This window comes from Fervidibacillus halotolerans, from assembly GCF_026547205.1.
Taxonomy (GTDB): Bacteria; Bacillota; Bacilli; order Bacillales; family Caldibacillaceae; genus Fervidibacillus; species Fervidibacillus halotolerans.
The window spans coordinates 2,787,831-2,813,589 of the sequence record NZ_CP106877.1; the positions used below are offsets into that span (position 1 = coordinate 2,787,831).

The 25,759-nt window shown below is 35.3% G+C and carries 25 protein-coding genes, 1 tRNA gene and 3 pseudogenes; 19 read left to right on the forward strand and 10 right to left on the reverse strand.

Annotated features, from left to right (window positions below; all coding sequences use genetic code 11):
- Positions 1–189: 189 nt before the first annotated feature.
- Positions 190–690: a phenolic acid decarboxylase gene (locus tag OE105_RS13180; RefSeq protein WP_275420598.1), complete on the reverse strand. Its 501-nt coding sequence runs from the start codon at positions 688–690 to the stop codon at positions 190–192.
- Positions 691–812: 122 nt separating this feature from the next.
- Between OE105_RS13180 and OE105_RS13185 the strand changes: the two genes are divergently transcribed.
- Positions 813–1,394, forward strand: coding sequence for a PadR family transcriptional regulator (locus OE105_RS13185; protein WP_275420599.1), 582 nt, complete (start codon positions 813–815; stop codon positions 1,392–1,394).
- A 192-nt stretch (positions 1,395–1,586) separates the two neighbouring features.
- On the opposite strand, the gene OE105_RS13190 is transcribed toward OE105_RS13185, so the two are convergent.
- Positions 1,587–2,021 (reverse strand): Rrf2 family transcriptional regulator, encoded by a 435-nt coding sequence (locus OE105_RS13190; protein ID WP_275420600.1) that lies wholly within the window; start codon positions 2,019–2,021, stop codon positions 1,587–1,589.
- Between the two features lie 252 nt (positions 2,022–2,273).
- Here OE105_RS13190 and OE105_RS13195 point away from each other — a divergent pair.
- A pseudogene (locus OE105_RS13195) lies at positions 2,274–3,096 on the forward strand (transposase); the annotation flags it as partial.
- A 204-nt stretch (positions 3,097–3,300) separates the two neighbouring features.
- Here OE105_RS13195 and OE105_RS13200 read toward each other — a convergent pair.
- A pseudogene (locus OE105_RS13200) lies at positions 3,301–4,329 on the reverse strand (IS256 family transposase); the annotation flags it as partial.
- A gap of 67 nt (positions 4,330–4,396) precedes the next feature.
- Here OE105_RS13200 and OE105_RS13205 point away from each other — a divergent pair.
- From OE105_RS13205 to OE105_RS13215, 3 genes are all read left to right on the forward strand, one after another.
- Positions 4,397–5,437 carry a ribonucleotide-diphosphate reductase subunit beta gene (locus OE105_RS13205; RefSeq protein WP_275420601.1) on the forward strand — a complete coding sequence of 347 codons (1,041 nt, stop codon included), beginning with the start codon at positions 4,397–4,399 and terminating at the stop codon, positions 5,435–5,437.
- A gap of 57 nt (positions 5,438–5,494) precedes the next feature.
- Complete coding sequence (locus OE105_RS13210) at positions 5,495–5,644, forward strand: hypothetical protein (RefSeq protein ID WP_275420602.1); 150 nt, start codon at positions 5,495–5,497, stop codon at positions 5,642–5,644.
- Positions 5,645–5,928: 284 nt separating this feature from the next.
- A complete protein-coding gene (locus OE105_RS13215; RefSeq protein ID WP_275420603.1) occupies positions 5,929–6,738 on the forward strand; it encodes a DUF817 domain-containing protein in 810 nt (269 codons plus the stop codon).
- Between the two features lie 171 nt (positions 6,739–6,909).
- Here the strand turns inward: OE105_RS13215 and OE105_RS13220 are convergent, their stop codons facing one another.
- Positions 6,910–7,350, reverse strand: a complete 441-nt coding sequence (locus tag OE105_RS13220) for a staygreen family protein (protein ID WP_275420604.1) — start codon at positions 7,348–7,350, stop codon at positions 6,910–6,912.
- A gap of 624 nt (positions 7,351–7,974) precedes the next feature.
- Here OE105_RS13220 and OE105_RS13225 point away from each other — a divergent pair.
- The 5 genes from OE105_RS13225 (at position 7,975) to OE105_RS13245 (ending at position 14,085) form a co-directional block, all read left to right on the forward strand.
- Positions 7,975–9,738 (forward strand): methyl-accepting chemotaxis protein, encoded by a 1,764-nt coding sequence (locus OE105_RS13225; protein WP_275420605.1) that lies wholly within the window; start codon positions 7,975–7,977, stop codon positions 9,736–9,738.
- 415 nt (positions 9,739–10,153) lie between these two features.
- Positions 10,154–10,227: transfer RNA gene (locus OE105_RS13230), tRNA-Pro, on the forward strand.
- Between the two features lie 164 nt (positions 10,228–10,391).
- On the forward strand, positions 10,392–11,729 hold the full coding sequence (locus tag OE105_RS13235; protein ID WP_275420606.1) for a methyl-accepting chemotaxis protein: 1,338 nt from the start codon (positions 10,392–10,394) through the stop codon (positions 11,727–11,729).
- 555 nt (positions 11,730–12,284) lie between these two features.
- Positions 12,285–12,830: a sigma-70 family RNA polymerase sigma factor gene (locus tag OE105_RS13240; RefSeq protein ID WP_275420607.1), complete on the forward strand. Its 546-nt coding sequence runs from the start codon at positions 12,285–12,287 to the stop codon at positions 12,828–12,830.
- Positions 12,817–14,085 (forward strand): DUF4179 domain-containing protein, encoded by a 1,269-nt coding sequence (locus OE105_RS13245; protein ID WP_275420608.1) that lies wholly within the window; start codon positions 12,817–12,819, stop codon positions 14,083–14,085. Before OE105_RS13240 ends, OE105_RS13245 begins: the two co-directional genes overlap by 14 nt.
- A gap of 144 nt (positions 14,086–14,229) precedes the next feature.
- Here the strand turns inward: OE105_RS13245 and OE105_RS13250 are convergent, their stop codons facing one another.
- Entirely contained in the window at positions 14,230–14,331 is a 102-nt protein-coding gene (locus OE105_RS13250; RefSeq protein ID WP_275420609.1) for a YjcZ family sporulation protein, read from the reverse strand.
- Between the two features lie 414 nt (positions 14,332–14,745).
- Between OE105_RS13250 and ytvI the strand changes: the two genes are divergently transcribed.
- Positions 14,746–15,801: a sporulation integral membrane protein YtvI gene (ytvI, locus tag OE105_RS13255; RefSeq protein WP_275420610.1), complete on the forward strand. Its 1,056-nt coding sequence runs from the start codon at positions 14,746–14,748 to the stop codon at positions 15,799–15,801.
- A gap of 94 nt (positions 15,802–15,895) precedes the next feature.
- Here the strand turns inward: ytvI and OE105_RS13260 are convergent, their stop codons facing one another.
- The 3 genes from OE105_RS13260 to OE105_RS13270 form a co-directional block, all read right to left on the reverse strand.
- Positions 15,896–16,666 carry an ABC transporter permease gene (locus OE105_RS13260; RefSeq protein ID WP_275420611.1) on the reverse strand — a complete coding sequence of 257 codons (771 nt, stop codon included), beginning with the start codon at positions 16,664–16,666 and terminating at the stop codon, positions 15,896–15,898.
- Positions 16,663–17,394, reverse strand: coding sequence for an ABC transporter ATP-binding protein (locus tag OE105_RS13265; protein ID WP_275420612.1), 732 nt, complete (start codon positions 17,392–17,394; stop codon positions 16,663–16,665). The genes OE105_RS13260 and OE105_RS13265 overlap by 4 nt, the downstream gene beginning before the upstream one ends.
- Positions 17,395–18,007: 613 nt before the next feature.
- Positions 18,008–18,883, reverse strand: coding sequence for a sulfite exporter TauE/SafE family protein (locus OE105_RS13270; protein ID WP_275420613.1), 876 nt, complete (start codon positions 18,881–18,883; stop codon positions 18,008–18,010).
- Positions 18,884–19,267: 384 nt separating this feature from the next.
- Between OE105_RS13270 and OE105_RS13275 the strand changes: the two genes are divergently transcribed.
- The 3 genes from OE105_RS13275 to OE105_RS13285 all read left to right on the forward strand — a co-directional run bounded on the left by OE105_RS13275 (position 19,268) and on the right by OE105_RS13285 (position 21,067).
- Positions 19,268–19,657, forward strand: coding sequence for a DUF5362 family protein (locus tag OE105_RS13275; protein WP_275420614.1), 390 nt, complete (start codon positions 19,268–19,270; stop codon positions 19,655–19,657).
- Between the two features lie 220 nt (positions 19,658–19,877).
- Positions 19,878–20,339: a MarR family winged helix-turn-helix transcriptional regulator gene (locus tag OE105_RS13280; RefSeq protein WP_420842542.1), complete on the forward strand. Its 462-nt coding sequence runs from the start codon at positions 19,878–19,880 to the stop codon at positions 20,337–20,339.
- Positions 20,340–20,506: 167 nt separating this feature from the next.
- Complete coding sequence (locus tag OE105_RS13285) at positions 20,507–21,067, forward strand: NADPH-dependent FMN reductase (RefSeq protein ID WP_275420616.1); 561 nt, start codon at positions 20,507–20,509, stop codon at positions 21,065–21,067.
- Positions 21,068–21,215: 148 nt separating this feature from the next.
- On the opposite strand, the gene OE105_RS13890 is transcribed toward OE105_RS13285, so the two are convergent.
- Complete coding sequence (locus OE105_RS13890) at positions 21,216–21,404, reverse strand: DUF2500 domain-containing protein (RefSeq protein ID WP_338030915.1); 189 nt, start codon at positions 21,402–21,404, stop codon at positions 21,216–21,218.
- The gene (locus OE105_RS13895; protein WP_338030916.1) at positions 21,376–21,621 is read right to left on the reverse strand and encodes a DUF2500 family protein; all 246 of its coding nucleotides are present in this window, start codon (positions 21,619–21,621) and stop codon (positions 21,376–21,378) included. Before OE105_RS13895 ends, OE105_RS13890 begins: the two co-directional genes overlap by 29 nt.
- Positions 21,622–22,239: 618 nt before the next feature.
- Here OE105_RS13895 and OE105_RS13295 point away from each other — a divergent pair.
- The 5 genes and pseudogenes from OE105_RS13295 to OE105_RS13310 all read left to right on the forward strand — a co-directional run bounded on the left by OE105_RS13295 (position 22,240) and on the right by OE105_RS13310 (position 25,669).
- Positions 22,240–22,856, forward strand: a pseudogene (locus OE105_RS13295) (polyprenyl synthetase family protein).
- Positions 22,832–23,068, forward strand: a complete 237-nt coding sequence (locus OE105_RS13970; RefSeq protein WP_420842543.1) for a hypothetical protein — start codon at positions 22,832–22,834, stop codon at positions 23,066–23,068. The pseudogene OE105_RS13295 and the gene OE105_RS13970 overlap by 25 nt, the downstream one beginning before the upstream one ends.
- 764 nt (positions 23,069–23,832) lie before the next feature.
- Complete coding sequence (locus OE105_RS13300) at positions 23,833–24,615, forward strand: hypothetical protein (protein WP_275420617.1); 783 nt, start codon at positions 23,833–23,835, stop codon at positions 24,613–24,615.
- A gap of 2 nt (positions 24,616–24,617) precedes the next feature.
- Positions 24,618–25,028, forward strand: a complete 411-nt coding sequence (locus OE105_RS13305) for a hypothetical protein (RefSeq protein WP_275420618.1) — start codon at positions 24,618–24,620, stop codon at positions 25,026–25,028.
- 179 nt (positions 25,029–25,207) lie between these two features.
- Complete coding sequence (locus tag OE105_RS13310; RefSeq protein ID WP_275420619.1) at positions 25,208–25,669, forward strand: hypothetical protein; 462 nt, start codon at positions 25,208–25,210, stop codon at positions 25,667–25,669.
- Positions 25,670–25,759: the final 90 nt, after the last annotated feature.

Consider the following 25,759-nt stretch of genomic DNA (forward strand, 5'->3'; position numbering starts at 1 on the left):
CAATACCTGCAAGTGATTGAATAAAAGAAGACCTAGAGAATGTTGATTTCACAGCATTTTTTAGGTCTTTAGTTTTCCCATTAGTATAAATTTAGACATCTCTTTCAATCATGTTTCCATTGTAGGAGATCGTTGATTGTGAAAAAGCAAACTAAATATGGCTTGCCTTTTCAAACAATCCATATCTAATTAAAACGTTAATTTTCCAGAACGGATATCGTTTGTCATACCGTCATAAGGTGCTTGTGATATGACTTTTTCATTATTGATTCCTTCATTTTTGAAATAAGTAATATTTGCGAACTCAGCGACCACATGTTTAGGATAGGTCTCGTATTTTAATCGGGACTCTTTCATTTTATTAATGAAGTCATTTTGGTAACAAACTGTTATTTCTGGATGTTCATGTACCCATTTAGGGAAGAATATAATTCCGTGAATCTTATTATCATTTAGCATGAAGTTGAGAGAAACATCGGTACCAGTTGGTTCAGTCCACGAAACTTTAAACACTCCATTAGTAAGCTTCACAATATCTGCTTTTTGGTCACGAACCCAACGACCGCCCACCATTCCACTATGAATACGATAGTCAACTGTATCTTCATTTTTCACATAAAACTCGTATTCCCAACCATTTTCATAAGTATAAATAAAATGGCTACCTAGAAAATCATGAAGTTCATCCATAAATCATTCACTCCTATATAAGTATGATATATTTAACATGTAAATAATTACATGTATAATAATACATATTAACTATATACTTGTGATATAATTATGTCAATAAATAGATTGGAGGTTACAAAGTGGGCCGCAGAATTTTAAAATATGCAATTTTAGGGTTATTAAGTAAAGAAGATATGAGTGGATATGATATAACATCTGAATTTAAACAAGCGATTGGACAGTTTTGGAGTGCAAAGCACAGTCAAATATACGTTGAATTAAAAAAATTAGTAAGCGAAGAATTAATATCCCAATATATTCAAATGGCTGGAGTAAAACTTGAAAAGAAAATGTATCGCATTACACCGAAAGGGAAAAAGGAACTTCAAAGTTGGTTGCTAAAAATAGATGAACAATTGGAGACGGAAAAGGACGTTTTCGCATTACGAGTATATTTTTTAAAAGATATCCCGTCTGAAGAAGTCCTGTGGTTATTTTTCAACCAATTAAAAAGAAAATCTGAAAAATTATCCTTCTTAAAGGAACAGTTTTCCTTGCATTTTGGGGAAAAGGATCCGATCAATTTAGATGTGGAAGAACTGGGACATTATTTTGTACTAACTAAGGCCATTTCAAGGGAGGAAAACTATATTATTTGGTTAAATAAAAGTATAGAAATTATAAAAAAAAGAATCGCTGATAAATCTTTTGGGGAAAATTGAGCGACTCATTCAACAGGTTGGATTCACTATTTTTAACTGGTGGCATAGGATCCCCCTAAATTTTCTTAAAAATAATACATACTTTTCAAATTCAATCTTTTTATCCAATTAATGTCATAGAAAAAATTAGGATTGACAGATTAAGTTCAATGACGAAAAAAACGGACTTATTTGTGCTACAACATTTTTGTCTTACCCAATCTCCTCTTTTTTGGCAATATCCTCCACAATATTTTCCAACGTGATTTTTTTTAAAAAATTTTCCATTTCTAATTGGGCTGCTGCAAAGATTGGCTCAATTGAATGCTGGATATTTCTTCCGACTGGGCAATTCGGATTTGGATGTTCATGTATACGAAACAGTTGATTCTCACGGACAACATTTACCGCTTTATATACATCCAACAATGTAATTTCAGATGGTTTTTTTGCCAGTTTCGCCCCCGCAATACCAGGATGAACTTCGATTAATCCTGCCCTTTTTAACATACCCATCATCTTTCGAATCAACGCTGGATTTGTGTTTACACTTTTTGCAATATAATCGGAAGACGATACTTTCCCTTTATTCAATTCGATGAACGTCAATATATGAATGCCGACTGCAAACCGGCTGCTGATGGACATTTCCGTCACCGCCTTTATGATCTTTCATCATTAATTTTCTAGCATGTAATTATTATGATGACAAGTTTATTATACCAAATTATTACGTGAATGAATTTCATAATTCTTAGTCCTTGTCCTCCAACGAGTTCAAGAGACTAAAAAAGAAGCACCTCCCCAAATCTTGTATAATGGTAATAGACAATTAAAACCATAAAAAGACTGAAGGAGTGCTTCTTATGACTATTATACGACAACCAAGATTTATACGAGATGGAACCTACCCATCGTTATGAGGCAATTATTTCTTCTATAGATTTAGATGAAATTTACTACGCAATAACTAAAAAGTCCAGTTTTGTTGCGCAGGTAGAGCTGAATTATGCAGTCATGATTATTTTCGCTTTTATTCGATACGTGGAACGAATTCCAACAATTAAAGATCTGGTTAAACGATTAAATGAAGATATTGCTTTCAAGCTGAATTGCGGATTTCTTGTGTCGAACAGTGTTCCTTCTGAGGCCTCTTATTCTCGGCTTTTAAGCAAATTAAGCGAATCTAAAGTTTTAGAAAAAGCCCAAGAAAAAGTAGTCCTTCAAGCTATTTCAAAAGGCTTTATTATCGACGACACCGTTGCCATTGACGCCACACATTTTAGCACGTGATCAAGCACCTTCAAAAGAAGAAAAGCCAAAAAATCCGTCTAAAAAACGCAGTCGTAAATCGAAAGAAGAGCGTGACCAATGGCTAAAAAAACAAGCTGAGAAAGAAGCCAATAGGCCTTTGTACGAAAAGAAAATCGAAGCCCAGTTGGCCGCACCTTTAGTTGAATTGCGTGCAGAAGTTCCTCAAGACCCGAAATTCAGAAGGCAAAAATATTTTCTGGTATGGCTACAAGGGACACTTGGCAGTTGTGCGTCCAGTCAGTATATTTTACAATCCCTATTTTTTTCCGGTCATTTAAATGACGGAAAGGTAGCGATCCCGTTACTGAAAGGGATTCATGAACTTCCTCTTCCATCTTTGCGTTATCAAACAATGGATGCAGGGTACGATTATGAGCCAATTTACGAACAGGTACATCGAATGGGACAGTAGTCTGTGATTGCATACAACAAGCAAAATGAAGGGGAACCAATGGTACTGTCAAGAATTTTGTGTAATGTAAGATCGATAGGGTATCTCTGAAATGGATTTAGAATAGAGAGGGATATTTCCTCCACACAGGAGACTGAATATTCAGTCTCCTGTGTGGAAAGGGAGAATCCCCTTATTTTGTTGTTTATTTACAACATTTGGTTAACAATAACGTTCTTCAAACATTCGCTCGAGGGCTTCCTGCGCTTCGGCAAATCCTCGCAACTTTCGCTCTGCCCACCTCTCATTAAAATCTTGAATAGTCAAATACACGATTTTTTCAGCAGCTTCTAAACTATTCAAACTGTTCATCGGTTTCAGGCGTTTCCGTATCTCCTTAATCGTTCGTTCGATGGCATTGGTCGTGTAAATCACACTCCGAATACTGCTTGGATCATCCATAAATGTAAGGAGGATATCCAATTCATTGGCCCACGATTGGACTTCTCTTGGATACTTGCTGGATCATTTCGACTCAAACTTTTGAAACATCTGTAACGCTATCTCCTTATTCGGTGCGCGATAAATCAGTTTGAGATCCTCTGCCACTTCAAATGGATCTTTTTTCCGAACACGATGTAAGGTATTACGTACTTTGTGAACGACACAACGATGTACATCGGCTTTCGGATAAACAGCCTTAAAGGCTTCCTCTAAACCCGGTAGTCCATCGAATACGCCCAGAAGCACTTCCTTGATGCCTCTTTGGTAGAGATTTTGAAGAATTTCCTGCCAGCCATAGGCACTTTCTTGTCCTCCCACAAAGAAATCAAGAATTTCACGATATCCTTCTTCATTCACACCTAACACCACATAAATGACTTCTTTCTCAACGGTTTCACGACGAAGTTTTACGTATAAACCATCCAAATATAAGACGGAATAGCGCTTATGTAGAGGACGAGTGTGCCATTTCTCGATGTCTTCCTTCACGACATCGGTCATACGACTGATCGTTGCAGGAGAATAAGTATTTCCTAAAATTCGTTCAATAAACTTGCCAATCTCACGTGTACTCATACCACTTTGATACATCTTGATGACGGCTTCTTCCAGCCAGCCGGTGTGTCGTTGGTAAGGGGCAAACAGCTGCGTTTGAAATTCTCCATTTCGGTCTCTTGGGACCAAAAGCTCTTCAATTCGGCCATATTGCGTATCTAGATTTCGTTGATAGTAGCCGTTTCTCATATTGGATGACAGTCGCCACGGGGAAGTCAAGAATCCAAAGTGAAAAAATGGACGGAAGAGGTGGTAAAGGATGCAGCAATTACTATATAAAGTTAAAACATTGAAGCCTAGAAATCCGAATCGTGCAACGCATTTGTTTGGTGGAAAAGCTAGCGGGATCTTAAATTGGAATGACATCAAATACCCTCATTGGTACAAAATATATAAACGATTATTAGGCAACTACTGGCAATCGGATGAAATAAATATGTCTAGTGACGTGAAGCAATTCCCGACACTATCGAAAAGAGACAGGGACACTTTTTTAAAAATCATTAGTTTATTGGCAACCTTCGATTCTTCTCAAACACGAACCATTTTGCTCACTTCCTTATATGCAACCGATCCATCGGTACAAGCAATTTTAGCGGTGATTGCACAACAGGAAGCGGTTCATAATGAAAGCTATTCGTCGATTTTATCTTCTATTGTGCCATTAAATAAGCAAAACGAGGCTTTTGAGATTGGGCGAAAGGATCCAATCCTTTTGAAACGAAATCAAAAACTTATGGAAATTTACAATCAGGTGGTCGATACTCCAACGATTGAAAACATTGTTCGAACGTTAGTGTATTCCACCCTTTTAGAGGGCTTGTTTTTCTATTCTGGATTTGCCTTTTTCTATCATTTGGCCCGCCGAAATAAAATGATCGGGACATCCACGATGATTAGTTATATTAATCGTGATGAACTGGAGCATGGCCGGTTTATTTCGGAATTAATACGTGCAACGCTTGCAGAAAGAACTGAACTGAATACCGTTGAATTTGTCAATTGGATCTATACAAGTTATCAGGAAGCAGTCGATTTAGAAATTGAGTGGTCGAATTATGTATTAGGGCATGTGACTGGCATTGATTTAGATGAAATGGCTGGCTTTATTAAATGTCGTGCTAATAAGATGTTACGAATGATGAGGTTAGCGGAAATTTATCCTGCTTATACAGAAAATCCAATGAAATGGATCCGGGCATACGTAGATAATTTCGATGATACAAAAACGGATTTCTTTGAACAAAAATCGAGAACGTATACGAAGGTAAGTAGTTTAAACGGCTTTGATGAGTTATAAAGGAAGTGGGAAAATCGAGTAGTAGAGAAAATATGATTTCATTCGGATGTTTTAAACATGAATCAATGGATTGGAATGAATTTCGAAAATATCGGTGCATATCGGGATTTATCATTTTTCATTCCTCCACCCAATTCACCGTTTCGGCTTTGTTTTTCTGTGATCGAAAATTGGAAAACGAAGCCGAATTTTTCCATAGAAACCTAATCATGTTTTCCATGCATTCGTTGATGGATGGGATTTTTCCTTCTTTCCGCAAATGTGCTTCCTCCAATCCTCCTAAGTTTCAACGAACAGTCCTTTCTTTTACTTATATCCCTCCCATCGATTTACTATGATATCCGTCATTTTATAATAACGGAAAAAATTTACCGAAATAGTTTAATGATAATTAATAAAAATTTATTGAAAAACAATAAATGTACAATTAAAATAAATACAAAGTTATTTTTGGAATTGCCAGTATAAATGTTTAATCTAGGAGGATTACGATGCATTCGATTAAACAACTTGTTCATTTTGGTTGGGAACAAGCATTATCCTGTATATTTCCGGTTGTCATTTTTGCATCTTTAGCCCTGACAAAAATCATTCCATTTCCATTTCTGCCTCGGTATGACTGGCTATTTATCATTTTTCTTATCGTCCAGTGGCTGATGGTTCGCTCTGGATTGGAAAGTCGCGATGAATTAAAAGTTATTACCGTATTCCATCTTCTCGGACTTACCCTTGAAATATTTAAAGTACATATGGGTTCCTGGTCTTATCCGGAAAAGGGCTTTCTTAAAATTAATGGAGTGCCTTTGTATAGTGGATTCATGTATGCAAGTGTCGCAAGTTATATTATTCAAGCTTGGCGAAGGTTGAAAATTAAACTTGTAAATTGGCCGTCTTTTTTATTCGTTGGTCCTTTAGCTGTAGCAATTTATTTGAATTTTTTTACACATCATTTTTGGGTGGATATGCGCTGGTGGTTAACTTTACTGGTCATTATCGTTTTTTGGAAATCCTCCGTTACTTATGAAGTGAATGGTATTCGTTACCGTATGCCACTTACTTTGTCCTTTTTACTTATCGGTTTTTTTATATGGATCGCAGAAAATATTGCTACTTTCTTTGGCGCATGGAACTATCCAAATCAGACTGAAACGTGGAGGCCTGTTCATCTTGGTAAAATTAGTTCATGGCTATTGTTAGTGATCGTTAGTTTTCTAATAGTGGCGACGTTAAAAAGGGTGAAAGCAACGTATATAGATGAAGGGGGACGTTTTCAACGATTATTTACGAAAAGCGATCTTTAAACGGTTCTATTGTTAGAATGAATGGGTCTTTTGTTTATTAAGTGGTATAAATTTTTCAAGATGGATGTTTCTTCACTCCAAGCTTTCTTAGATCGTCCGAAGATTTTTCGTTAGACTAGATAGAAAACGATTGAAATCCCCCGTGGTGTAAGAAAAAACAATAGTGATGACTTATACGTATTGTGCGACGGTTCCAAAAAATTTAGTATGATGGAATTGAGGATATGCCGATTGAAATTGAATGTAGATCGGTGCTCTCAATAAGAAAGGATAGTTTTGTAAAAAGGGACTGTCCCCTTGAATGATGCCTCTTAATGCCGTGTCCATTTCCCGATTGAAAATTTTGTATCGCCTCGCTGCCTGTTCCTCATTGAACTCCCCTTGATCGACATAAGCGACTCCGAGCAAATAGAAGCCTGTTTCCGGCGCCCATTTCCACTCTGCCAATACTTCATCCCGTAACATCCAATTGATTGCTAGCCCATTGTATACATATCCGATCGTTAAAAATAATTCACCCGTTTCATCTGAATGGGTCAACGTATAGTTTCGCCCAATAATTGGTTCTTTGAAATTGGCAGGTGGAATGATTTGAACGAAAAGATTTGACATTGTTTTCCACCTTTCATCTTTCATTCCTTTCTAAGCCAATTTATGAATATTTCACATATACTGTTCCTTTAGTGAATCTCTTGAAAATAATAGGAGAGATAAACGTTACCAAGATCAATTAAAAATGGAAATCGAGGTTAACTCGGAAGGTCGATCAAAAATCATGAATGAATTATATATACCATAGTCATTTGTAAATATAATTTTTCATTTTTTTAAATAATATTTGATTTTCCATCCCGTTCTAGATAAGAGAAAGATTCAAAAAGACGATAGATTCGTATGAACAGTTACAAATGTCATGATTAAAAAAATAACGATACAACCTATGCGTGAAGGGCTTTGCAAACTACCAAAAATGACCTGCTTATGATATAGTTTTTATATATTGTACGTTCGAATAAAAGGATTTTTGATAGTCATACATAAAATAGAAAGGAAAAATAGAAAGATGTTTACATATTCAGGATTTTTGTAATATAAGAAGATGATTATACTTAAATAGTTTATTTACGTGTAAGGATTGCACTACAAATGAAGAGAATTTAACCGATGAATTTTATAAAGCCAGTCATAGGAAATAAATTCGAAAGGTTTTTGTTTTTCAATAAGGGGGATTTCGAATTGAAAAAATTTCAAAAAAAGCGAAAAAAAGATAAAGATGTTTTTGAAGATAAAGGAAAAAATAAAAATATATTACGAAATATTAAAGTTTCCACATCACTTATTTTTATTATCTTATTAACAATCCTTTCACTCGCTTTTCTTTCCTATTCATCTGTTAAAAATATGAAGACGTTAAGCAATAATGTTAATAAGTTATACAATCAAAATATGACACCTTCTTTAGAACTGAAGCGACTGGAAACCGAATTGAACGTGATCCAAGTGAATATGACCGAACTGATTTATAAAAACGAATATGATGAAAACATTGAAAAAAGGGTAAATCTAAAAAAAGAGGAATTGGCAGCTATTTTTGATCGATATAAAAGTTTTGATTTAACTCAGAAGGAAAAGGAGATTTTTGGAAATATCGAATTGGATTATGACGTGTATATTCGGGAAACGGAAAAGATTATAAATAAATTAAAAAATGGGGAAAGTATTGGAAAAACGGATACATATTATTTTGATATTTTCACATCCCGTGTTCAAGAAAATATTAATCAACTAGTGGAAAATAACGAACGATTGGCCGACGAAGCTGTAAAGCAGGCAAACCAATTGTATGAAAGAGAAAAAAATATTTTTTTAATTTTAGCTAGTTCCATTAGTATAATCTTAATCTTGTTTATCTATTTGATATATCTTGTATTAAAACGTTCCATTACACAAGTCAATAATATGTTGGCACGATTGGCAAATTACGATTTTAACATCACGCTAAATGAAGATGGGAAAAATGAATTTGCCCAGATGAACCGATATTTCTCTGAAGTGATCAACAATATTAAGGGAGCTTTAACGACCGTTAAAAACCAATCAATGGAAGTACAATCCCATGCACAAAACATGGCAGCCGTTTCGGAACAAATGTCTGCTTCGTCTGAGCAATTGACGTCAACGATTCAACAAGTGGCGAATGGGGCTACAACTCAAGCGGAAAGTTTAAATGAAATCGTTACTTCAATGGCAAAGCTCACAGAAACGATCGATCATGTTTCTAAAGAATTAGAGAAAGTGAATACCGAAACGGAAAACACGAAAAAGAAAGCTCATATGGGAAGGCAGGAAATGGCTGACCTTGTTCAATCGATTGAAGAAATCAAAATGGCATTTCAAGTTGTGGTGGAAAAGGTTCATGATCTTTCCGTTTCTGTTAAAGAAATTGACGGCATCACCGAAATGATCGCCGATATTTCTGAACAAACGAATTTGCTTGCTTTAAATGCTGCTATTGAAGCAGCAAGGGCGGGTGAGCATGGTCGAGGTTTTTCCGTCGTTGCGGAAGAGGTAAGAAAACTAGCGGAACAGTCCAAACAGTCGACGGAAAAAATTACGGAACTCGTTTCGATTATTTCGAAGGATTCGGAGGAAGTAATTAGTACGTCAACGAAAGTGGAACATTCTGTACAAGAACAACTGCAGTCGGTTGAACGGTCGGTAGATTCCTTTGGAGATATTTTAAATTCTGTGGAAGATATTGCTCCGCGGATGGAAAGGGCATATTTAGCAATGGATGAGATAGTGAAGTCAAAAGATATCGTCATGGAACGGGTAGAAAATGTGAATTCGGTAACTGAAGAAAACTCCGCGGCAACAGAAGAAGTCGCCGCTTCATCAGAAGAATTAAGTGCATCTTCCGAAGAAGTATCTCATTCAGCACAAAGTTTAAATGACATTGTATCTAAATTAAATTCTGCAGTGAATCGGTTTAAGTTATAAATGAAGGGAAAGGGTGAAGAACTCTTTCCCCTTTCTATTTTCATTAAAAGTAGAATGCTATTTGGTAGAAAATGGAAAGATAAGAAAAATATTTTGCAAAAGTTCCAATTCAAATTTGAATTATTTACCGTATTTTTCTAATAATAAAAACGCTATCTCTACATACACTTTTTATGATAAAATGTTAATATATAAACAATTTTTACCATAGTTTTGAATAAATGAATGAGTGAGTCAAATAAAGGTTTATTTTTCAATCGTATATCAAACATATTCAACGATATCAAATTCATTCCAAATGGAAAATAAACGAATCCTATAGAGGTGAATATATCACAGCCTTCCTATAGAAATCGGTTTACTATTCCCTTGATATATGAAAAATTCCATGTTAAAATATTTGTGTTGCTAAAAACGGGACGTGGCGCAGCCTGGTAGCGCGCACCCTTGGGGTGGGTGAGGTCGTGGGTTCAAATCCCGCCGTTCCGATACGAGAAGAAGACAATGAGTCCGAATTCCATTTGAATGGAATCGGACTTTTTCTATTTTTTGATTGCCCCAGTAAATGGTACTCATGAGAAAATTTACAAAAAGACATAATTGAAATAATATTAACTGTGTATGTTATAGAATATGAGAAAGGAGTGTGTCACGTGTCAGAATATAAGGATCATAAAAATGGAGATATGTATGAAACAAAACGGTTCAGAGTAGGTATTCGGATGAAATTAATCGGAATCGTCATCGCCAGTCTATTAATCAGTACGCCCATTACTTCCTTACTGAATTCCCTAATTAAGGATTTTTTTCAAGATCGAATTTTCGTCTTTATTGATCTTATATTATCTATTATCATTGCAACCATTTTATTTTCTTTTGCGATTCGCTATCTTATTCTCTCACCAATTAGGAAAGTAGAAAAGGCGATTGAAAAGGCGGCAGAAGGAGACTTAACCGTAACGATTGAAAACAATTCCGACGATGAAATCGGACGTTTGTCTAAATCATTTAATTTGATGGTAACCAATCTCCAAAAATTAATGAATAATACGAATGATACAGCATTGAAAGTCATGAACTATTCAAACCAGCTCAATTCAATTGCAGAAGAAAATAGCGAGGCAACGGAACAAATTGCTCTTTCCATTCAGGAGGTTTCATCTGGGTCGGAAAGTCAAGCCAAGAGTGCTAACGAATTATTTCAACAAGCAAAGGAAATTTCTGGAAAAACGGAATCTGCTTCCCGCTCCATTCAGAAAGTGGCTGAACGTGCAGAATCGACGAATGAACGGGCAGAAAACGGAAATGCGATTGTAAACAAAACCGTTCAACAAATGAATGATATAAAAAACTCGGTAAGAACGACTGGAGAACTCATTTATTCATTGAAGGAAAGATCGGATCAAGTGGAAAAAATTGTAAATATGATTACAGAAATATCCGATCAAACGAATTTACTAGCTTTAAACGCCTCGATTGAAGCAGCTAGAGCTGGAGAACACGGAAAAGGATTTGCTGTGGTAGCGGAGGAAGTCCGAAAACTAGCTGAGCAATCGAATCGGGCTGGAGAAAATATTCGCCAGATTCTAATGGATATTCATTTAGGTATTCAAAATGCTGTTCAATCGATGGATCAAGGAAAAATAATCGTGGAAAATGGTATTCAAATGATTGGACAAACAGGGACTAGCTTTCAAGAAATCTTAAATAATATTGAAGAAGTAACCATACAAACAAGAGAAGTATCCAGTACGGTAGAACAAGTAAACGTAGGTTTGGCAAATATGGTAACAATGATTGAAAGGGTAGCGGTTACGACCGAACAATCTTCAAGTAGCATTGAAAATATTAGTTCCTCGGTAGAAGAACTAAATGCTTCGATGGAGGAAGTAGCTGCCTCTGCTTCTCTTCTTCAAGATATTTCCGATGATTTACAGTCGAATTTAAAAGAATTTAAAGTCTCTAAGCCTTCATCTGCCACGCTGTCATAAAGTGGTTTCAAATTTTCTTTATCAATAATAAATAAGTGGAACTGGATTCACTTTCCTTCAATGGTTGTTTGACACTTTAGAAGGAAATTCCAGTTCCAATTGTAAATGAATGCTATAATGAACGAAGGGACGCCTCGATTAAAATATTTTTTCGGCACTCCACTTACAAATTCCTCAACGATAGCCACTAAAGGATTCCCCACTCGAAAATCATAGTCGAGGAAGAGAGATGATTCCATCTAACGGTTTATAAAGATTATTGAAAATATGATTACGAAAATGTGCCCCCTACTGACAGGATTTTCAAAACTAATTTAATAAAAGCACAAGGGTCACTTTTTATAGTGAAAGGGTTCCCCTTATTCATTTCCTTCCAACAAGTCCCGAAACACTTAATCCGATATCGTTGAAAATAAAACGAAAGATAAAATCCGTTTTTCCCTTCTCATCTATTTGAGATTAGAATCGGGAATTGATCAATCATCCCCTTTTGATTCCTTTGAAATAATGAACTTTTTTAATTATATAAGAGTCTTACAGATAGGAGGTGGAGAAGTGGTTGATAAGAAATTAGTAAAAAGGGCGAAAAGAGGTAATAAAGAGGCGCTACTAACATTGATTATGAATAAAAAGGACGAATATTACCGACTGGCCTTTTCTTATATGGGCAACGAACAAGATGCTATGGACGCAATGGAAGATATGATTGTGAGTTTGTATGAAAAAATTTATCAATTAAGAAAAGACGAGTCCTTTTATTTTTGGAGCAAAAAAATATTAATTAACAGTTGCAAAACTTTGTTAAGAAAAAAACAAAAGGTGGTGTTTTTAGAGGATGTATCGTATTTTTACGATCGTCCATTATCAAGCAGTCGGGATGCACATAAAAAAAGGGAATTACAAATGGACATTGAACAACTTTTGTCCCATTTAAATGCGGACCAGAGGGAGGCAATAGTTTTAAAATACTTTCACGACCTAGATTACGAGACGATTTCTCAAATGACCGATGTTCCACTCGGTACGGTGAAGTCAAGAATTTTTCAAGGACTGAAAAAATTACGTGACGTACATGGAGGTGATCGTTATGAAAAATATTGAAAAGTTGCTTGAAGAAAAAAAGAAACGAATAGATTCTTTATCTGCTCCTCCGGAATTGGAAGAACGGTTAAGGACGGCACTTTTCCGAAAAAAGAATAACAATAGATCCTTCGTTATTCGAGCGGGAGCCATCGCTATCATCCTGATTCTTTCCTTTGCCACTTATCATTATAACGCCCTGGCCTATTATGGGAAAAAACTGTTCGGCTTTGATGACGTAATCGGGGATACATTACAGGTATTAAACGAACAAGGGATGGGCCAAGTCATCGATCAGTCGGTTCAACTTGCAGATGGAAGCTTGTTGACGATTAGCGGGATTATGGCAGATTCTAATCGAACGATTTTATATTATAAACTGACAAATCCGGATGGGTTACCAAGTGACCCGTTTACGTATTTTAATCCATCGAAAATCACCGGGTTTTTGACAAACGCTAATAAGGAGGGAAGTCAAGGTTCGTACAATGAAGATCGGACCCAATTGGTAATGGTGGCCGACTTTGAACCAGTGAGCCCCTTTTCGAAACGATTAACATTACATTACAGCACAACGGGTCAAGAAGAACGAACATTGTCCTTTTCCTATAATCCGAATAAAGCGATGGGAAAGGAAGTGAAATTGAAGATCGATAAAACGATAGATATAGATAAAGGAATGCTTACGTTTTCAAGTTTAAAAGCTACACCTACGATGACGGTCGTTACAGGCACAGTCAATATGCAACTAGATGATTTAAATCAAGTACACATTCCCTTTGACGGCATCGAATTAATGGTGAACGGAGAGCCGATTGAAAAACTCGGAAGTAGTTCGCATTCCTCGCGAACGGGTACGGAATTTTCGTTACGCTTTGATGCCCTCCCAGATTCCATTCAAACTTTGGAACTGGACGTTGAAAGATTTATCGGTTATCAATCCGTGGGCGAAACGATTCCCATTCATAGTGAGGAACATGTTTTTCGTATTGGAGAAACGGATGTCCAAATCGTCGATATTTCAGTTATTTCCGATCGGGTAATGGTTTCCATTCAAACGGAAAAATCGATTATCCTTGATGGGGTAGCTATTGTAGTAGACGGGAGAAAGATTCCAGTGGAAAACATTCGTCAAGAGGAAAACTTGAAGGACGGAACCCTTATGTGTAATCAAACAATGATTTTTGATTCAACGAACCTTCCAGAATCTTTATATGTGGATGGAATATATTATAAAAAGAATTATCATCAACGAATTGAAATCCCTGTAAAATAATGGGTTGGAAATGAAAGTAAAAGCTAATAGGAATATAGATTTTCTTTTATACAAACTGAACTGATAGGTACAAAAACGCTTAGGGAATTGGTCCCCAAGCGTTTTTGGTTGTTTTTGGCTGAACTCGGAACGGATGAAAAGATTCTAATAGTATCGATTATCAAAAAAAGTTGCACCGACAATAATTAACAGGATGAACAGTACGACGACTAGCACGAAGTCCGAACCGCCTCGATGGTGACCCATATATTTCCCCCCCTCACAATCTAATCAAGGGGTTAAACATGTAACCCCGTTATAACAATATGCTCAAACGTTCAAATTGACTGAAGGAAGGACCTATAATTTGAGAAATTCCATGATTGTCCACATATGGAATTTTAAATGGATAGGTAAAATTGAATGGCTTGTTTTCCAATGTAATGACATTTCAATCATTTTCTACATATTTCAACATTTCAAGGTTCATCCTATTCAGACAACCCTTTTTTATGGTAAGATATTTCTAACGGATGAAACCTAGCCCTTTTTTGAGAATACAATTATTATGAAAAGCAGAAATGAGTAATTTATGGTTGGTCTTATTTTATCAGAAAATTATGAATAATATTTATATAACTTTTATTTTTGAACATCTATGATAAGGTGGGGAGATAGAGATTGAAAGGTTTTTTCACGCCTAAACGCATCATCATAGGAAGTATTTTAATTGTGGTTGCCGTTGTTTTTTATTTTCACGCAACTGCATTTATGCCCTTTATTTTAGCCACTGTTACAGCATTCTTATTGGATCCGTTAATCGCATTCGTCCAAAAGCATTTGAAAATAAAAAAGAGGGTCTACGCTGTAACGATTGTGTTTATTTTGTTCGTGTTATTTTTAGCTTTGCTATTTTATTTTATTATTACAAAGTTAATCAGCGAGACGATCGGACTTGTAGAACGGATTCCGGGTTATATTTTTGAAATTAGTCGTTATTTGGAACAGTTGCTTGAGAATTTTAATGAGACCGTTGCCCAATTGCCTCCAGTAATCATCGATGAGTTGGAAAAACAAACGGCCTCCCTTTTGGAATGGGCTTCTACATTGACCCAAAAAGCAATTCCCCTTTTAGTCGGTTGGGTACAAGGAATCCCAAACTTGGTGATCGTATTCATCATTTATTTACTTGCTCTATTTTTAATCAGTTTGGATTTACCGAAATATAAAGAAGGATTTTTCGCTCGGTTTGAAAAAGAAAATGCAGAAAAGGTTCGATTTATGCTTCATCGAGCTACACGTTTTTTTAGCGGATTTTTCAAAGCCCAATTTCTCGTCAGCATTATTATTTTTATCGTTTCGTATATTGGGCTTTTGATCATTGCTCCTGATAAAGCGCTCGTTATGGCCTTCGTCATTTGGTTTATCGATTTTATTCCGATTATCGGTTCCATTGTGATTTTGGCCCCATGGGGGTTATTTGAGCTATTATCGGGAGAGACAGGGATGGCCATCGAGTTATTTATTTTAGCAGGCGTTTTATTGATTATTCGACGGACGGTGGAACCAAAGGTGATGGGCGATCAAATTGGTTTGCCTGCCCTTCCTACATTGATCGGCCTTTGGTTAGGTTTATATTTTTTCGGTTTTATTGGTTTGATTATCGGTCCGTTGATCATCATTGCACTGTACTCTGCAAAGGAAGCCGGATTAATCAAGTTTGATTTTAAAATTTGAAGATGGAAAAACAGGGTTTCTAGAATTGGAACCCTGTTTTTTTGAATGGAACGGAATTTTTATGGCAATGGATCTTTACTTGACGATAGATTATTTATTTTTCCTTTTTTATGAAACGGGTCTCCAAAAATTGCATTCTATCATTGAACAATGTCGGATAAGCGAGAAATCCAAGTAGGACGCTCGTTGTAACTGCAGTTGTAAGGAGTAAGAATAGAATTAGCAATTGAAATTGTACAGCTTGAACGGGATCGGTTCCCGCAATAATTTGTCCACTCATCATACCGGGTAGTTGAACGAGTCCGATCGTTTTTTGACTTTCAATTGTCGGGATCGTACTTGCTTTAATGGAAGCAATCAATTGTTTATGAATGGCTTGTTTTGGCGTGCCACCTAAAGATAAAATTAGTTCAATATGTTCTTTTCGGGAAGCGATTTCCGCATCGAACCGGTTGAGAAATAAAATAGCGAGTACCATCGAATTACCGATAACCATTCCGCTAATGGGAATCATATATTGGGCAGTAGGTGGGATAATATGGAATCCAATCAAAATCACCTGGGTTAATAGCTCGATAAACATAAATGTGATTACTAATTTCCAAGTGATCCCTTTAATGGACACACCCTTTTTTCTTGCATTTTGGGTAGCAGCAGTAATCATTAAAGCAATCATAATGAAAATAAAAAACAAATGCTCTGTTTCAAAAACTATTTTTAATAAATAGCCGACGACAAGCAACTGAATAATGGAGCGAATGGTAGCAATGACTGTATCCTTTTCTAAACCTAAATGTAATGTTTTCGATAATAAAAGGGGTATGAAAACAAAGATAAGAGCAAGAGTTAATGTAAAATAATTCATTTCGTTTCCCCCTTTATAAATTGTTGAATTCGAACATTATCGGACATTTGAAGTTCGGATATTTTTCCAGATTCCGCTAGTTTCCCATCCATGAGCATCCAAGTAAAATCCCCGACACGTATTGCTTGATCCATTTGATGGGTAATCCACAAAATTGTCGTTTTGTATTTTTCGTTGATGGATAAAATGAGATGTTCAATTTCCTGTTGGGATACTGGGTCCAACGAGGAAGTGATTTCATCTAATAGTAAAATTTGCGGTCGATTGGCAAGGGTTCGGGCAATTGAAACTTTTTGACGCTCTCCTCCAGATAATCGGTTTGCATCATGGAAGAGAAGATCAGGATCCAAGTTAACGAGATGTAATAATTTTTTTGCTTCCGTCTCGTCAAATGCCTTTCCGTGTAAGTCAAAAGGCAAACGTAAATTGGAAAAAACAGTACCTTCAATCATCGGTGCACTTTGAGGAGCTAGCGCTACAATTTTCCGTAAAGAAACGGGATCGTATTCTTCAATATTTTTTCCGAGAACAAAAATTTTTCCAGAATCCGGGGAGATTAATCCGTTACTCAATCGAAACAAAGTGGATTTTCCCGTTCCTGAAGGCCCAACAATTGTAGTAATTTTACCAATTGGAACATTCCCTGTAATATCATATAAAATATTCTTACCGTTGATGGAATAGCTTACATGTTCAAAACGGATGGCGGTTTGTTCGTTGTTAGACAAAATGCCCACTTCCTTTATGAGAATGATTAAGAATATGTGTAAATTTACACATAAATAGGGAAAGAAAACGAAAACATTCTATTTTTCATTTTAACATTGAATCGATAGGAATATATTTTTTATAAAAGTAGAATAAACATATGCCAAGCAAACTTATTTACGATCAATTTCACTCAACTGAATCTTACCGAATAGATGATTGAAAAAATAACTGTTTTCCGACCTGTACTGATGAATCAGATTCTTTATTGATTACGGATGAGGAATTTAAAAAACTTCCCTCTGATCAGATTATCATTTACTTATTCAAACAACATATAATAGTTAAAAGTAGGGAATCTAGCAAATGGGTTGATTCGAATTTTTGATATGTAAAGACTAGAATGAAAAACAAAGTTCAACCAAAATAATGAACATAGGATTTGTTGTACGATAAAAGTATTGTTTTTGCCAATCATGTGTTTAAATGTGTACACTAAATTTACTAAAATAACAATATGGTGCCATAGTTTAAGGACCATATTGTTATTTAGTTTCACAACTTTTCTTTCCGTCAATAATTTAGAAGAAATGTATTTTAAAATCATTTCCTTTCAGTGCATAATCTTCTATATTAATTTGGGGAAGATTTCGTTTTCCTTACCTTTCGAATAACGAAAAAAATGGCGAAAATCCAAAACAAAATCAATGTACTATAAGTACCGGTCAAAATGATTGTAGGTACTTTCAATGTACTTAATAAAGTACCCATATTTGTAATGATGATTACACCCCCAACTAATATTCCTAAAAGGGTTGTTGGTAGCTTTTTAACTAACCATGCGGCAATTGGAGCGGCGATGATTCCTCCGATCATTAGTGCAAGAACCCATTGGAGGGAGATGTTGGACCATCCGAGGGTAAGGAGAAAACCGATAGTGGAAGAAAGGGCAATGGCAAATTCACTCGTATCCACCGAACCGATGACTTTTCGCGGTTCCATTCGGTTGCCCGTCATTAAAACCGGTGTGGCAATAGGCCCCCATCCCCCACCACCTGTTGCATCTAAAAAGCCTGCGATAAATCCTAAAGGGAGGGACTGTTTTTTCGTCAATTTCTTTTCGGCTATTTTTTGTGTCGGATGTGATTTTAACAAAAAACGATAAATGATAAATATACCGAGCAGTAAGAGAAATCCAGAAACATACGGTTTAATGAATGTTGCTGGAATATTACTTAAAAAACAAGCGCCCAAAAAGGCTCCAATAGATCCCGGAATAATTAGTTTGATTACGACTTGTCGATCCACATTTCCAAATCGGATGTGGGCAATACCTGAAGCGGCTGTTGTGACAACTTCCGCCATGTGAACAGAGGCGGATGCAACAGCCGGTGCAATTCCAAATAATAATAAAAGGGAAGTTGATGTTACGCCATAGGCCATTCCTAATGCTCCATCCACCAGCTGGGCGACCAATCCGATAAAAGCAAGTACAATTAGCTTTTTCAAAACCATTTCTCTCCTTTTAATGTGGAATATTTGTGATCAATATAACTGTTTCAAAATACAATATGATTTGGACGAAAAATGGGTTCATACCTATTCCCTAAAGGAATCTTTCTACCAGTCTAAAAATGCCGGCTGTTAAACAGGTACAGAGGATGGATTAAATCAGTCGAATAACAATTGCAATGTTTCAAAACTAATCTATTTTCGTTGGAAGCACTAGAATAATAATGTGCCAAACATTTATAATTTTTACCAGTCATTGAATAAAATTTAAAAAAATTCGATTGTCCATTCGGGTATTTTATGTAAAAATAATAATCAAGTGCCAATATTCTGTTCATTGTAATATTTATTCCATTAATTTTTACAAAGGGGGAGAATAAAATGAATGAACAGTTATTAGCTAAACGATTATCACAAATTTCACTCTGGGGAAAATTTGCTGGAATTGTTTCGTTTATTTTAGGAGGTTTGGCGGCTGTTTTTGGATTTTTCTTTTTTATCGTAGGGGCAATCCCGGGTATTCTATTGATTGTTATAGGCTATTTTCAGTTGAAAACCGGGCAAAATGCAGGAAAACTAAAAGAAAATCCAGATGAATCTGTCCAACTAGCCCTTTTTGATCATTTGGGAAAACAATATATAATTCAAACAATCGCACAGATTATCGTAGTCATTTTCATCATTATTTTCCTCATATTTGTTTTCGCAAGTATAATTATGTTCCCTGACATCATCAATGATTATTATAATGAAATTGATCCTAACTTCTAATCAGTCATGTTTTTTTAATCGATTGATAATCAATTTTAGGAAAATGAAAAACGTACGGTACAACTCCTGACATGGGATGGGGAAAATGAAAAACCCCATCTTTTTTGTTACTGACAGGGAAGGTTTTCGCTAGATAAATAAGCACCAGCCATGTTTGACAGCTAAAGACATGTTCGATATAATTATTTCGAAATCGAGATAATTGAAAAGGATGAGATCGATGAACGGACAAAAAGAACGGGACGGGGAAATTTCATTAAAGTTATTTGTTGTGTTGTCTAGAGCTATGCAGGCTATCCAGAAGCGGGTAGAGGCTAATATAAAGGGTTTTGGATTGAATTTAACCGAATTTGCCGTATTGGAGTTACTGTATCATAAAGGAGAACAACCAATCCAAAAAATTGGTCAAAAGGTACTTCTTGCATCTAGTAGTATTACGTATGTTGTGGATAAACTAGAAAAAAAGGGATATTTGGTTAGACAACCTTGCCCAAATGATCGTCGTGTTATTTATGCGGTACTTACGGATGAAGGAAAAAAGATGATGGAGAAAATTTTTCCGATGCATCGGGAGGCGATGATGGAGATTTTGGGCGGATTGACTACGGAAGAAAAGGAATGGACGATTGAAAAAATAAAAAAATTGGGGCTTTATGCGAAAAAGGGAGAGTCGTCAACTTAGAAAGGTTGACGAAATACTCTTTTTTTAACAAAAATCTCGAATACATAATAATTTAACTCATATATTCCGATTTTAATCAAAACATTAGACATCAGTCATTAAAATATGTAATATATAATTATCTCGAATTTGAGATATATGAAATTAAAGTAACAGGAGGGTACATGATGTTAAAAATAGGAATTATTATTGGGAGTGTACGAAAGGAACGGAATGCAGAAGCTGTGGCAAATTGGATGTATGAATTTGCCGTTAATCGAAAGGATGAAAACGTTGTGTATGAACTTGTCGACTTAAAGGATTACAAATTGCCATTTTTAGGAGAGGAATTGCCTGAAAACCGGCGGAAAGAAGCAGAAGAAGCGATTGAAAACTGGTCTAAAAAAATGGCTTCCTTTGACGGGTATATTTTCGTTGCACCGGAATATAATCACGCTGTAGGTGGGGCATTGAAAAACGCCCTCGACTATCTAAATGCTGAAGTGAATAATAAAGCTGCTGGATTTGTTGGCTATGGAAGTTTAGGTGGTACACGTGCCCACGAAAATCTTCGTCTAATTTTAGGTGAATTACAAGTAGCAGATGTTCGGACTGCTGTTACATTTTCCTTACTTACAGATTTTGAAAACATGAGCGAATTTAAACCAGCTCCGTATCATGCAAATAATGCAAATGGGATGCTGGATCAATTGATTGCCTGGAGCAAGGCATTAAAAACGATTCGATAAATATGAAAAGAGGTGTCTTGCTGACGCCTCTTTTTATATTAAAGGGTAGGACTGATAATTGAAAATTTTGTTATACGAATGCCGGGGGCGAATACAATTGTTTTGTCCAATAAGGCGCAATTTGTAAAAAGGTTCAATCCAATTCTATTCATTTTTTTCGTTCAAATCCGAGATATCTTGTACCTTTGAAAGTTAACATTCCAAAATCTCCCTCTGCAAGCATCCCGTAATCCTTTCCCGACAGTTTAAATTCTTTCCGATCTCCACTTTCGAACTCGAAGGTAACAAAATACGATGTACTTGAGCTGTTAAAAGAAGAACATACGATTGTCGTCATGTCCGTGGGAATGTCTATGTATATCTGTCCGTTTTGTCTTTACCATAGCAGGTACAGATAGTTCAGGTGCTTGTTCATTTTTCCGCCATTGACGAATCCCTTTAATCATACTTATGATAAAAAGTAAAATAAAAGTAAAAAAAATGAGAAAGAAAAATACGAAGAAAATGTTCGAAAATGAAAATAACATTCCGTCATTGAAAAACATATCCTCCATATATCCTTCACCTCCCCTCTTGTTATGGAATTATATAATTATAATTATATACGAATCACACTATTTTAAGTTTCAACAGTCACTTGTTTTGTATTCCTTTATGTATGCAAAAAGAAAAATTGAAAAATCTATATAATGTTTTTTGACCTAGGTTTTATACGAACAATCTATTGTTTTTTATTTGTACCCATTCATAAATCCGCTATTTTTATATAATGAAAACATAATCAATAGAAAAAAATTATTATACGGTACTTTTTGCTGTCCGCTAAAATTGAGATAGGGATGTTAAATTCTATTCAAAACGTTTGAGTGGATTATTAGAAAAATTGGATAAGTTAAGATGTTGATAGGATCATGTAGAAAAAATCGTGGAATACACGATATACGTTCTATGGTTTCAATATTAGGATTACGGTAATCGCCATAGAAAAAACGAAAAATAGGAAAGGTTCGTAGGGAGGATGAAAGATGTATATCCATCCGATGTGGGATCTTTATCCTTGGCTTAAGAAAGATTTAGAGCAAGTGTTACAAATCATTGATAAAAATATTCGAATTCAGGATAAAACGATTGAAAAATAAATCAAAGATACAATTTTTTCTGGAGGAAAATTATTGCGTCCAGCCTTTTCCTTACTATGTTCAAAAATCGGCCCTAAACATAATCGTAAACGAGCGATTGGCATTGCAGCTGCTTTGGAATGTTTACATACGGCCACATTGATTCATGACGATGTGATTGATGAAGCAGATAAAAGGCATGGAATCTCCACTTCACATAAAACAAATGGCAATAAATTTGCCGTTATGCAGGCGATTATTTATTCAGTTTGTCCTTTTCATTGTTATCCCAGTATGCATCTTCTCTAACGAATGAGAAGATTAATTTAAAAAGAATCGATAAAATCTTAACAGGGGAATTAGAACAACTTCACTCCCGTTTTCGCTTCCCTGTTTCTGTGAAAGAATATTTATCGAGAATTTCTGGAAAAACGGCCCATCTGTTTGCTGTCAGTTGTTATTCAGGAGCAGTGGAAAGCGGAGCGTCCGTTCAAGTTTCAACCCGGGTTTGGAATATGGGCCATTATATTGGCATGGCTGTCCAAATTATGGATGATATTTTGGATTTTAAAAGTAATGAAAAAATGTTAGGAAAACAGGCAATGAACGATGTACGCCAGGGGATTTATACGTTACCAATTATTTATTGGAACACCAAAAAGATGTTTTAGAACAAATCCTCGGGAAAAAGGATCGATTAACGGATCGTGATTTAGAAAAAATATTGGAGATTATTCATTTAAATCGAGGAATCGAAAAATCGGAGGAATTGGCTAAAAAATATACGGAGAAAGCCTTAAAGGAACTGCGAAGGTTGCCTGAAGGAGATTACAAGAAGGATTTATATTTGATCACGAAAAATTTGCTCGAAAGAAAAATGTAAAAGTTCATATCTTTAATAACGTGCATAATAAAAATAGAAACGTACAGACAGATTTTGGTCTGTATTTTTTTAGCGAAAATATATGATTTAACAATTTTGTGAAAAACATTTTTTTATTTTTTTCACTTAAGTATATTAATTATCCAGAAAAATCGCTTTGCATATATTTAAAATAACGCATAGGGTCTTATTCAAAAATAATGAACAGAAAAAATAATCAATTTGGACGGACTTTTAATCCGAAGGAACTATGTTAATGATTAAAATGTTCTGATAAATTATAATTATCCGCTACATTTCTTTATTTGTGTGCAAATGGTATCTAAGGTTAGACATACAGGTAAATAATGCAAACAAAATTACAGGACGAAATTATTCACAATTCTTGTTGGCACGTGGCAAGGGGAAGCTTCTCAAGCAACGATTGATGCGTATAAGGAATTTGAGTCTAAATATTTTCAAACGTATTACGACATCATTGATAACTATGTGAAATTCTTACGGACAAATGTAGAACAAGGCTATTTCCAAACGGAGACGGTCAATATTAATTTAGCCGACGCATTTAAGTAATTTTGTTGAAAAGTAGACTACAGACAACGTTTTCATCGTTTGTAGTCTACCTTTGTATTTCAGTTCAATTATTCGATATACGAAAGATTTTACAATTTCCTAGTTATTTTCTTTCAACAAATAGTGTAAGACTTTAAAAACATGGAATCATTTTGGTAATGAAAGCAAACTTAAGAACAGGGGGCCTTTTAGTGAGTAAAATAAGCAAGAAAGTAGGTGTAGTATTTTTGATTTTATCCTTGTTCAGCTTAATTGGCTGTGGAAGTTTGGACCAACGGCAAGCAAAACAAATTGAAAAAAAGTTGTCAGAAATGTATGAAGGGAAAACCTTTGAGGTCTTAGCTCTAGGTAATCGATGGGGAACACTAACGAATGATACGGTGACAGCTCATGTAAAAGATGTTGAAAGAGATATTGTATTCGTTATAAAAATGAATACGAAAGGTGAAATTGTAGCAAATAACTATATTGGAAGGTGGTTGAATAGCCAATTAGAGAGTCTATTAATCAAGAACTTTAAAGGTGAAGGAATGATCGCAGATAGTTTAATCATTGGTTTTGTTAAAAAAAGACCACCAGGAACAGATCCTGACATGCCTCTAGGTCTAGCGTTTTCTACAAAATTAGACCCGGATATATCTTTGAGTGAATTTATATCTGAATATGAGCCTGAATACTTTTCAGGAGATCTGGTGATTAAAGAAAGCGAAAATAATATGGGTGAAGCTTTTATTAAGGCCTTTAGAAAAACTTTTGAGGAAATCCAACAGACTCATCTCCAAACACATGTATGGGTTATTCATAAAGAATGTTATGATGAGTTAATTGAGGAGTTTTCAAGACTTCCGGATGTTGACAATAGTTGGTTTGATGATAAAAACGTATTATCATACTTCCAGTTTTGTATAGATGAAAACGGGGTTACAAATCTTAAAGAAGAAGAGGTGGATGGGCTTTTACGGGGAGGGGAATAAATTTGACATATTCCGATAAAGACTTACAAATTGCAACAGAAATTGCCTATTTTGATTTACATTTTGCTTTTTGGGATATTAGAGCTTTTGCAAAAAACGGTTTAAAATTAACTGAAGCAATAGATTTATTTAAGAATGAAAATTATGATAATTTATCAAATGATGATATTGAACGACTAAATTTGATTATTGACTACTTAAACAAAGATCCTCAAAAAAATTGGAAAATTATTGATTTTAAAGATGACAATAACAAAAATCAGTCAGGCCTTTACGGCATTGTGATTGATACGGGCGATGGTTTAATTGTTTCTTTCCGAGGCAGTGAAGATATCACGGATCCACAACATGTCAAACAAGACTGGGTGAATGCGGATTTAGCCTTAATGAATAATACACTAACGGAACAATAAAGAGTCGTCAATGAATGACAGAAAGAAATCAACGAAAGAGTGTTTAATGAAAGAGACCAAATCAACTTCCAATAATACAAGATTACATGGGAAAGGTAAGATTTCAAGAAAAAAATTCTCTGTTAGAAATCATTTTATTGTTATTGTATTGACTTTATACCGCATTTTAGGAGGAGAGCATGTATAAAAGCATCATGAAAAAGGTAGGTATCGTGTTCATGATTGTATCCTTATTAAGCTTAATTGGCTGTGGAAGTTTAGACCAACGGCAGGCAAAACAAATTGAAAAAAAGTTGTCTGAAATGTATGAGGGAAAAACCTTTGAAGTCTTAGCTCTTGGAAACCGGTGGGGCACACTAACGAATGATACGGTGACGGCCCATGTGAGAGAAGTTGAAAGAGATGTTGTATTCATTATAAAGATGAATACAAAAGGAGAAATTGTAGCAAATAGTTATTCGGGAAGTGCGGTAAATAAGCATTTGGAAGATCTCTTAAATAAAAATCTCAAAGAGGAAGGAATTACGGCGGATAGTTTGTTGATGGGTCTTGGGGGAAGGGATGTTAGCGACTTAAATCCAGATATACATTTAGATGAATATATTACGAAATATTCTCCAGAATTTTTTTCGGATATTTAGTTATTAAAGAAGACTCAAATAATACAGGAACTGCTTTTATTAATGCATTTAAAAATACTTATAAAGAAATAAATAATACCGCTATTAAAG

Excerpts from the sequence above, each read along its gene's own strand:
- OE105_RS13180 (WP_275420598.1), bottom strand. The coding sequence starts at position 690 with ATGGATGAACTTCATGATTTTCTAGGTAGCCATTTTATTTATACTTAT.
- OE105_RS13210 (WP_275420602.1), top strand. The coding sequence starts at position 5,495 with ATGAATCAATGGATTGGAATGAATTTCGAAAATATCGGTGCATATCGG.
- OE105_RS13280 (WP_420842542.1), top strand. The coding sequence starts at position 19,878 with ATGAACGGACAAAAAGAACGGGACGGGGAAATTTCATTAAAGTTATTT.
- OE105_RS13205 (WP_275420601.1), top strand. The coding sequence starts at position 4,397 with ATGCAGCAATTACTATATAAAGTTAAAACATTGAAGCCTAGAAATCCG.
- OE105_RS13890 (WP_338030915.1), bottom strand. The coding sequence starts at position 21,404 with ATGACGACAATCGTATGTTCTTCTTTTAACAGCTCAAGTACATCGTAT.
- OE105_RS13220 (WP_275420604.1), bottom strand. The coding sequence starts at position 7,350 with ATGTCAAATCTTTTCGTTCAAATCATTCCACCTGCCAATTTCAAAGAA.
- OE105_RS13215 (WP_275420603.1), top strand. The coding sequence starts at position 5,929 with ATGCATTCGATTAAACAACTTGTTCATTTTGGTTGGGAACAAGCATTA.
- OE105_RS13285 (WP_275420616.1), top strand. The coding sequence starts at position 20,507 with ATGTTAAAAATAGGAATTATTATTGGGAGTGTACGAAAGGAACGGAAT.
- OE105_RS13260 (WP_275420611.1), bottom strand. The coding sequence starts at position 16,666 with ATGAATTATTTTACATTAACTCTTGCTCTTATCTTTGTTTTCATACCC.
- OE105_RS13245 (WP_275420608.1), top strand. The coding sequence starts at position 12,817 with ATGAAAAATATTGAAAAGTTGCTTGAAGAAAAAAAGAAACGAATAGAT.
- OE105_RS13310 (WP_275420619.1), top strand. The coding sequence starts at position 25,208 with ATGTATAAAAGCATCATGAAAAAGGTAGGTATCGTGTTCATGATTGTA.
- OE105_RS13275 (WP_275420614.1), top strand. The coding sequence starts at position 19,268 with ATGAATGAACAGTTATTAGCTAAACGATTATCACAAATTTCACTCTGG.
- OE105_RS13895 (WP_338030916.1), bottom strand. The coding sequence starts at position 21,621 with ATGGAGGATATGTTTTTCAATGACGGAATGTTATTTTCATTTTCGAAC.
- OE105_RS13250 (WP_275420609.1), bottom strand. The coding sequence starts at position 14,331 with ATGGGTCACCATCGAGGCGGTTCGGACTTCGTGCTAGTCGTCGTACTG.
- OE105_RS13190 (WP_275420600.1), bottom strand. The coding sequence starts at position 2,021 with ATGTCCATCAGCAGCCGGTTTGCAGTCGGCATTCATATATTGACGTTC.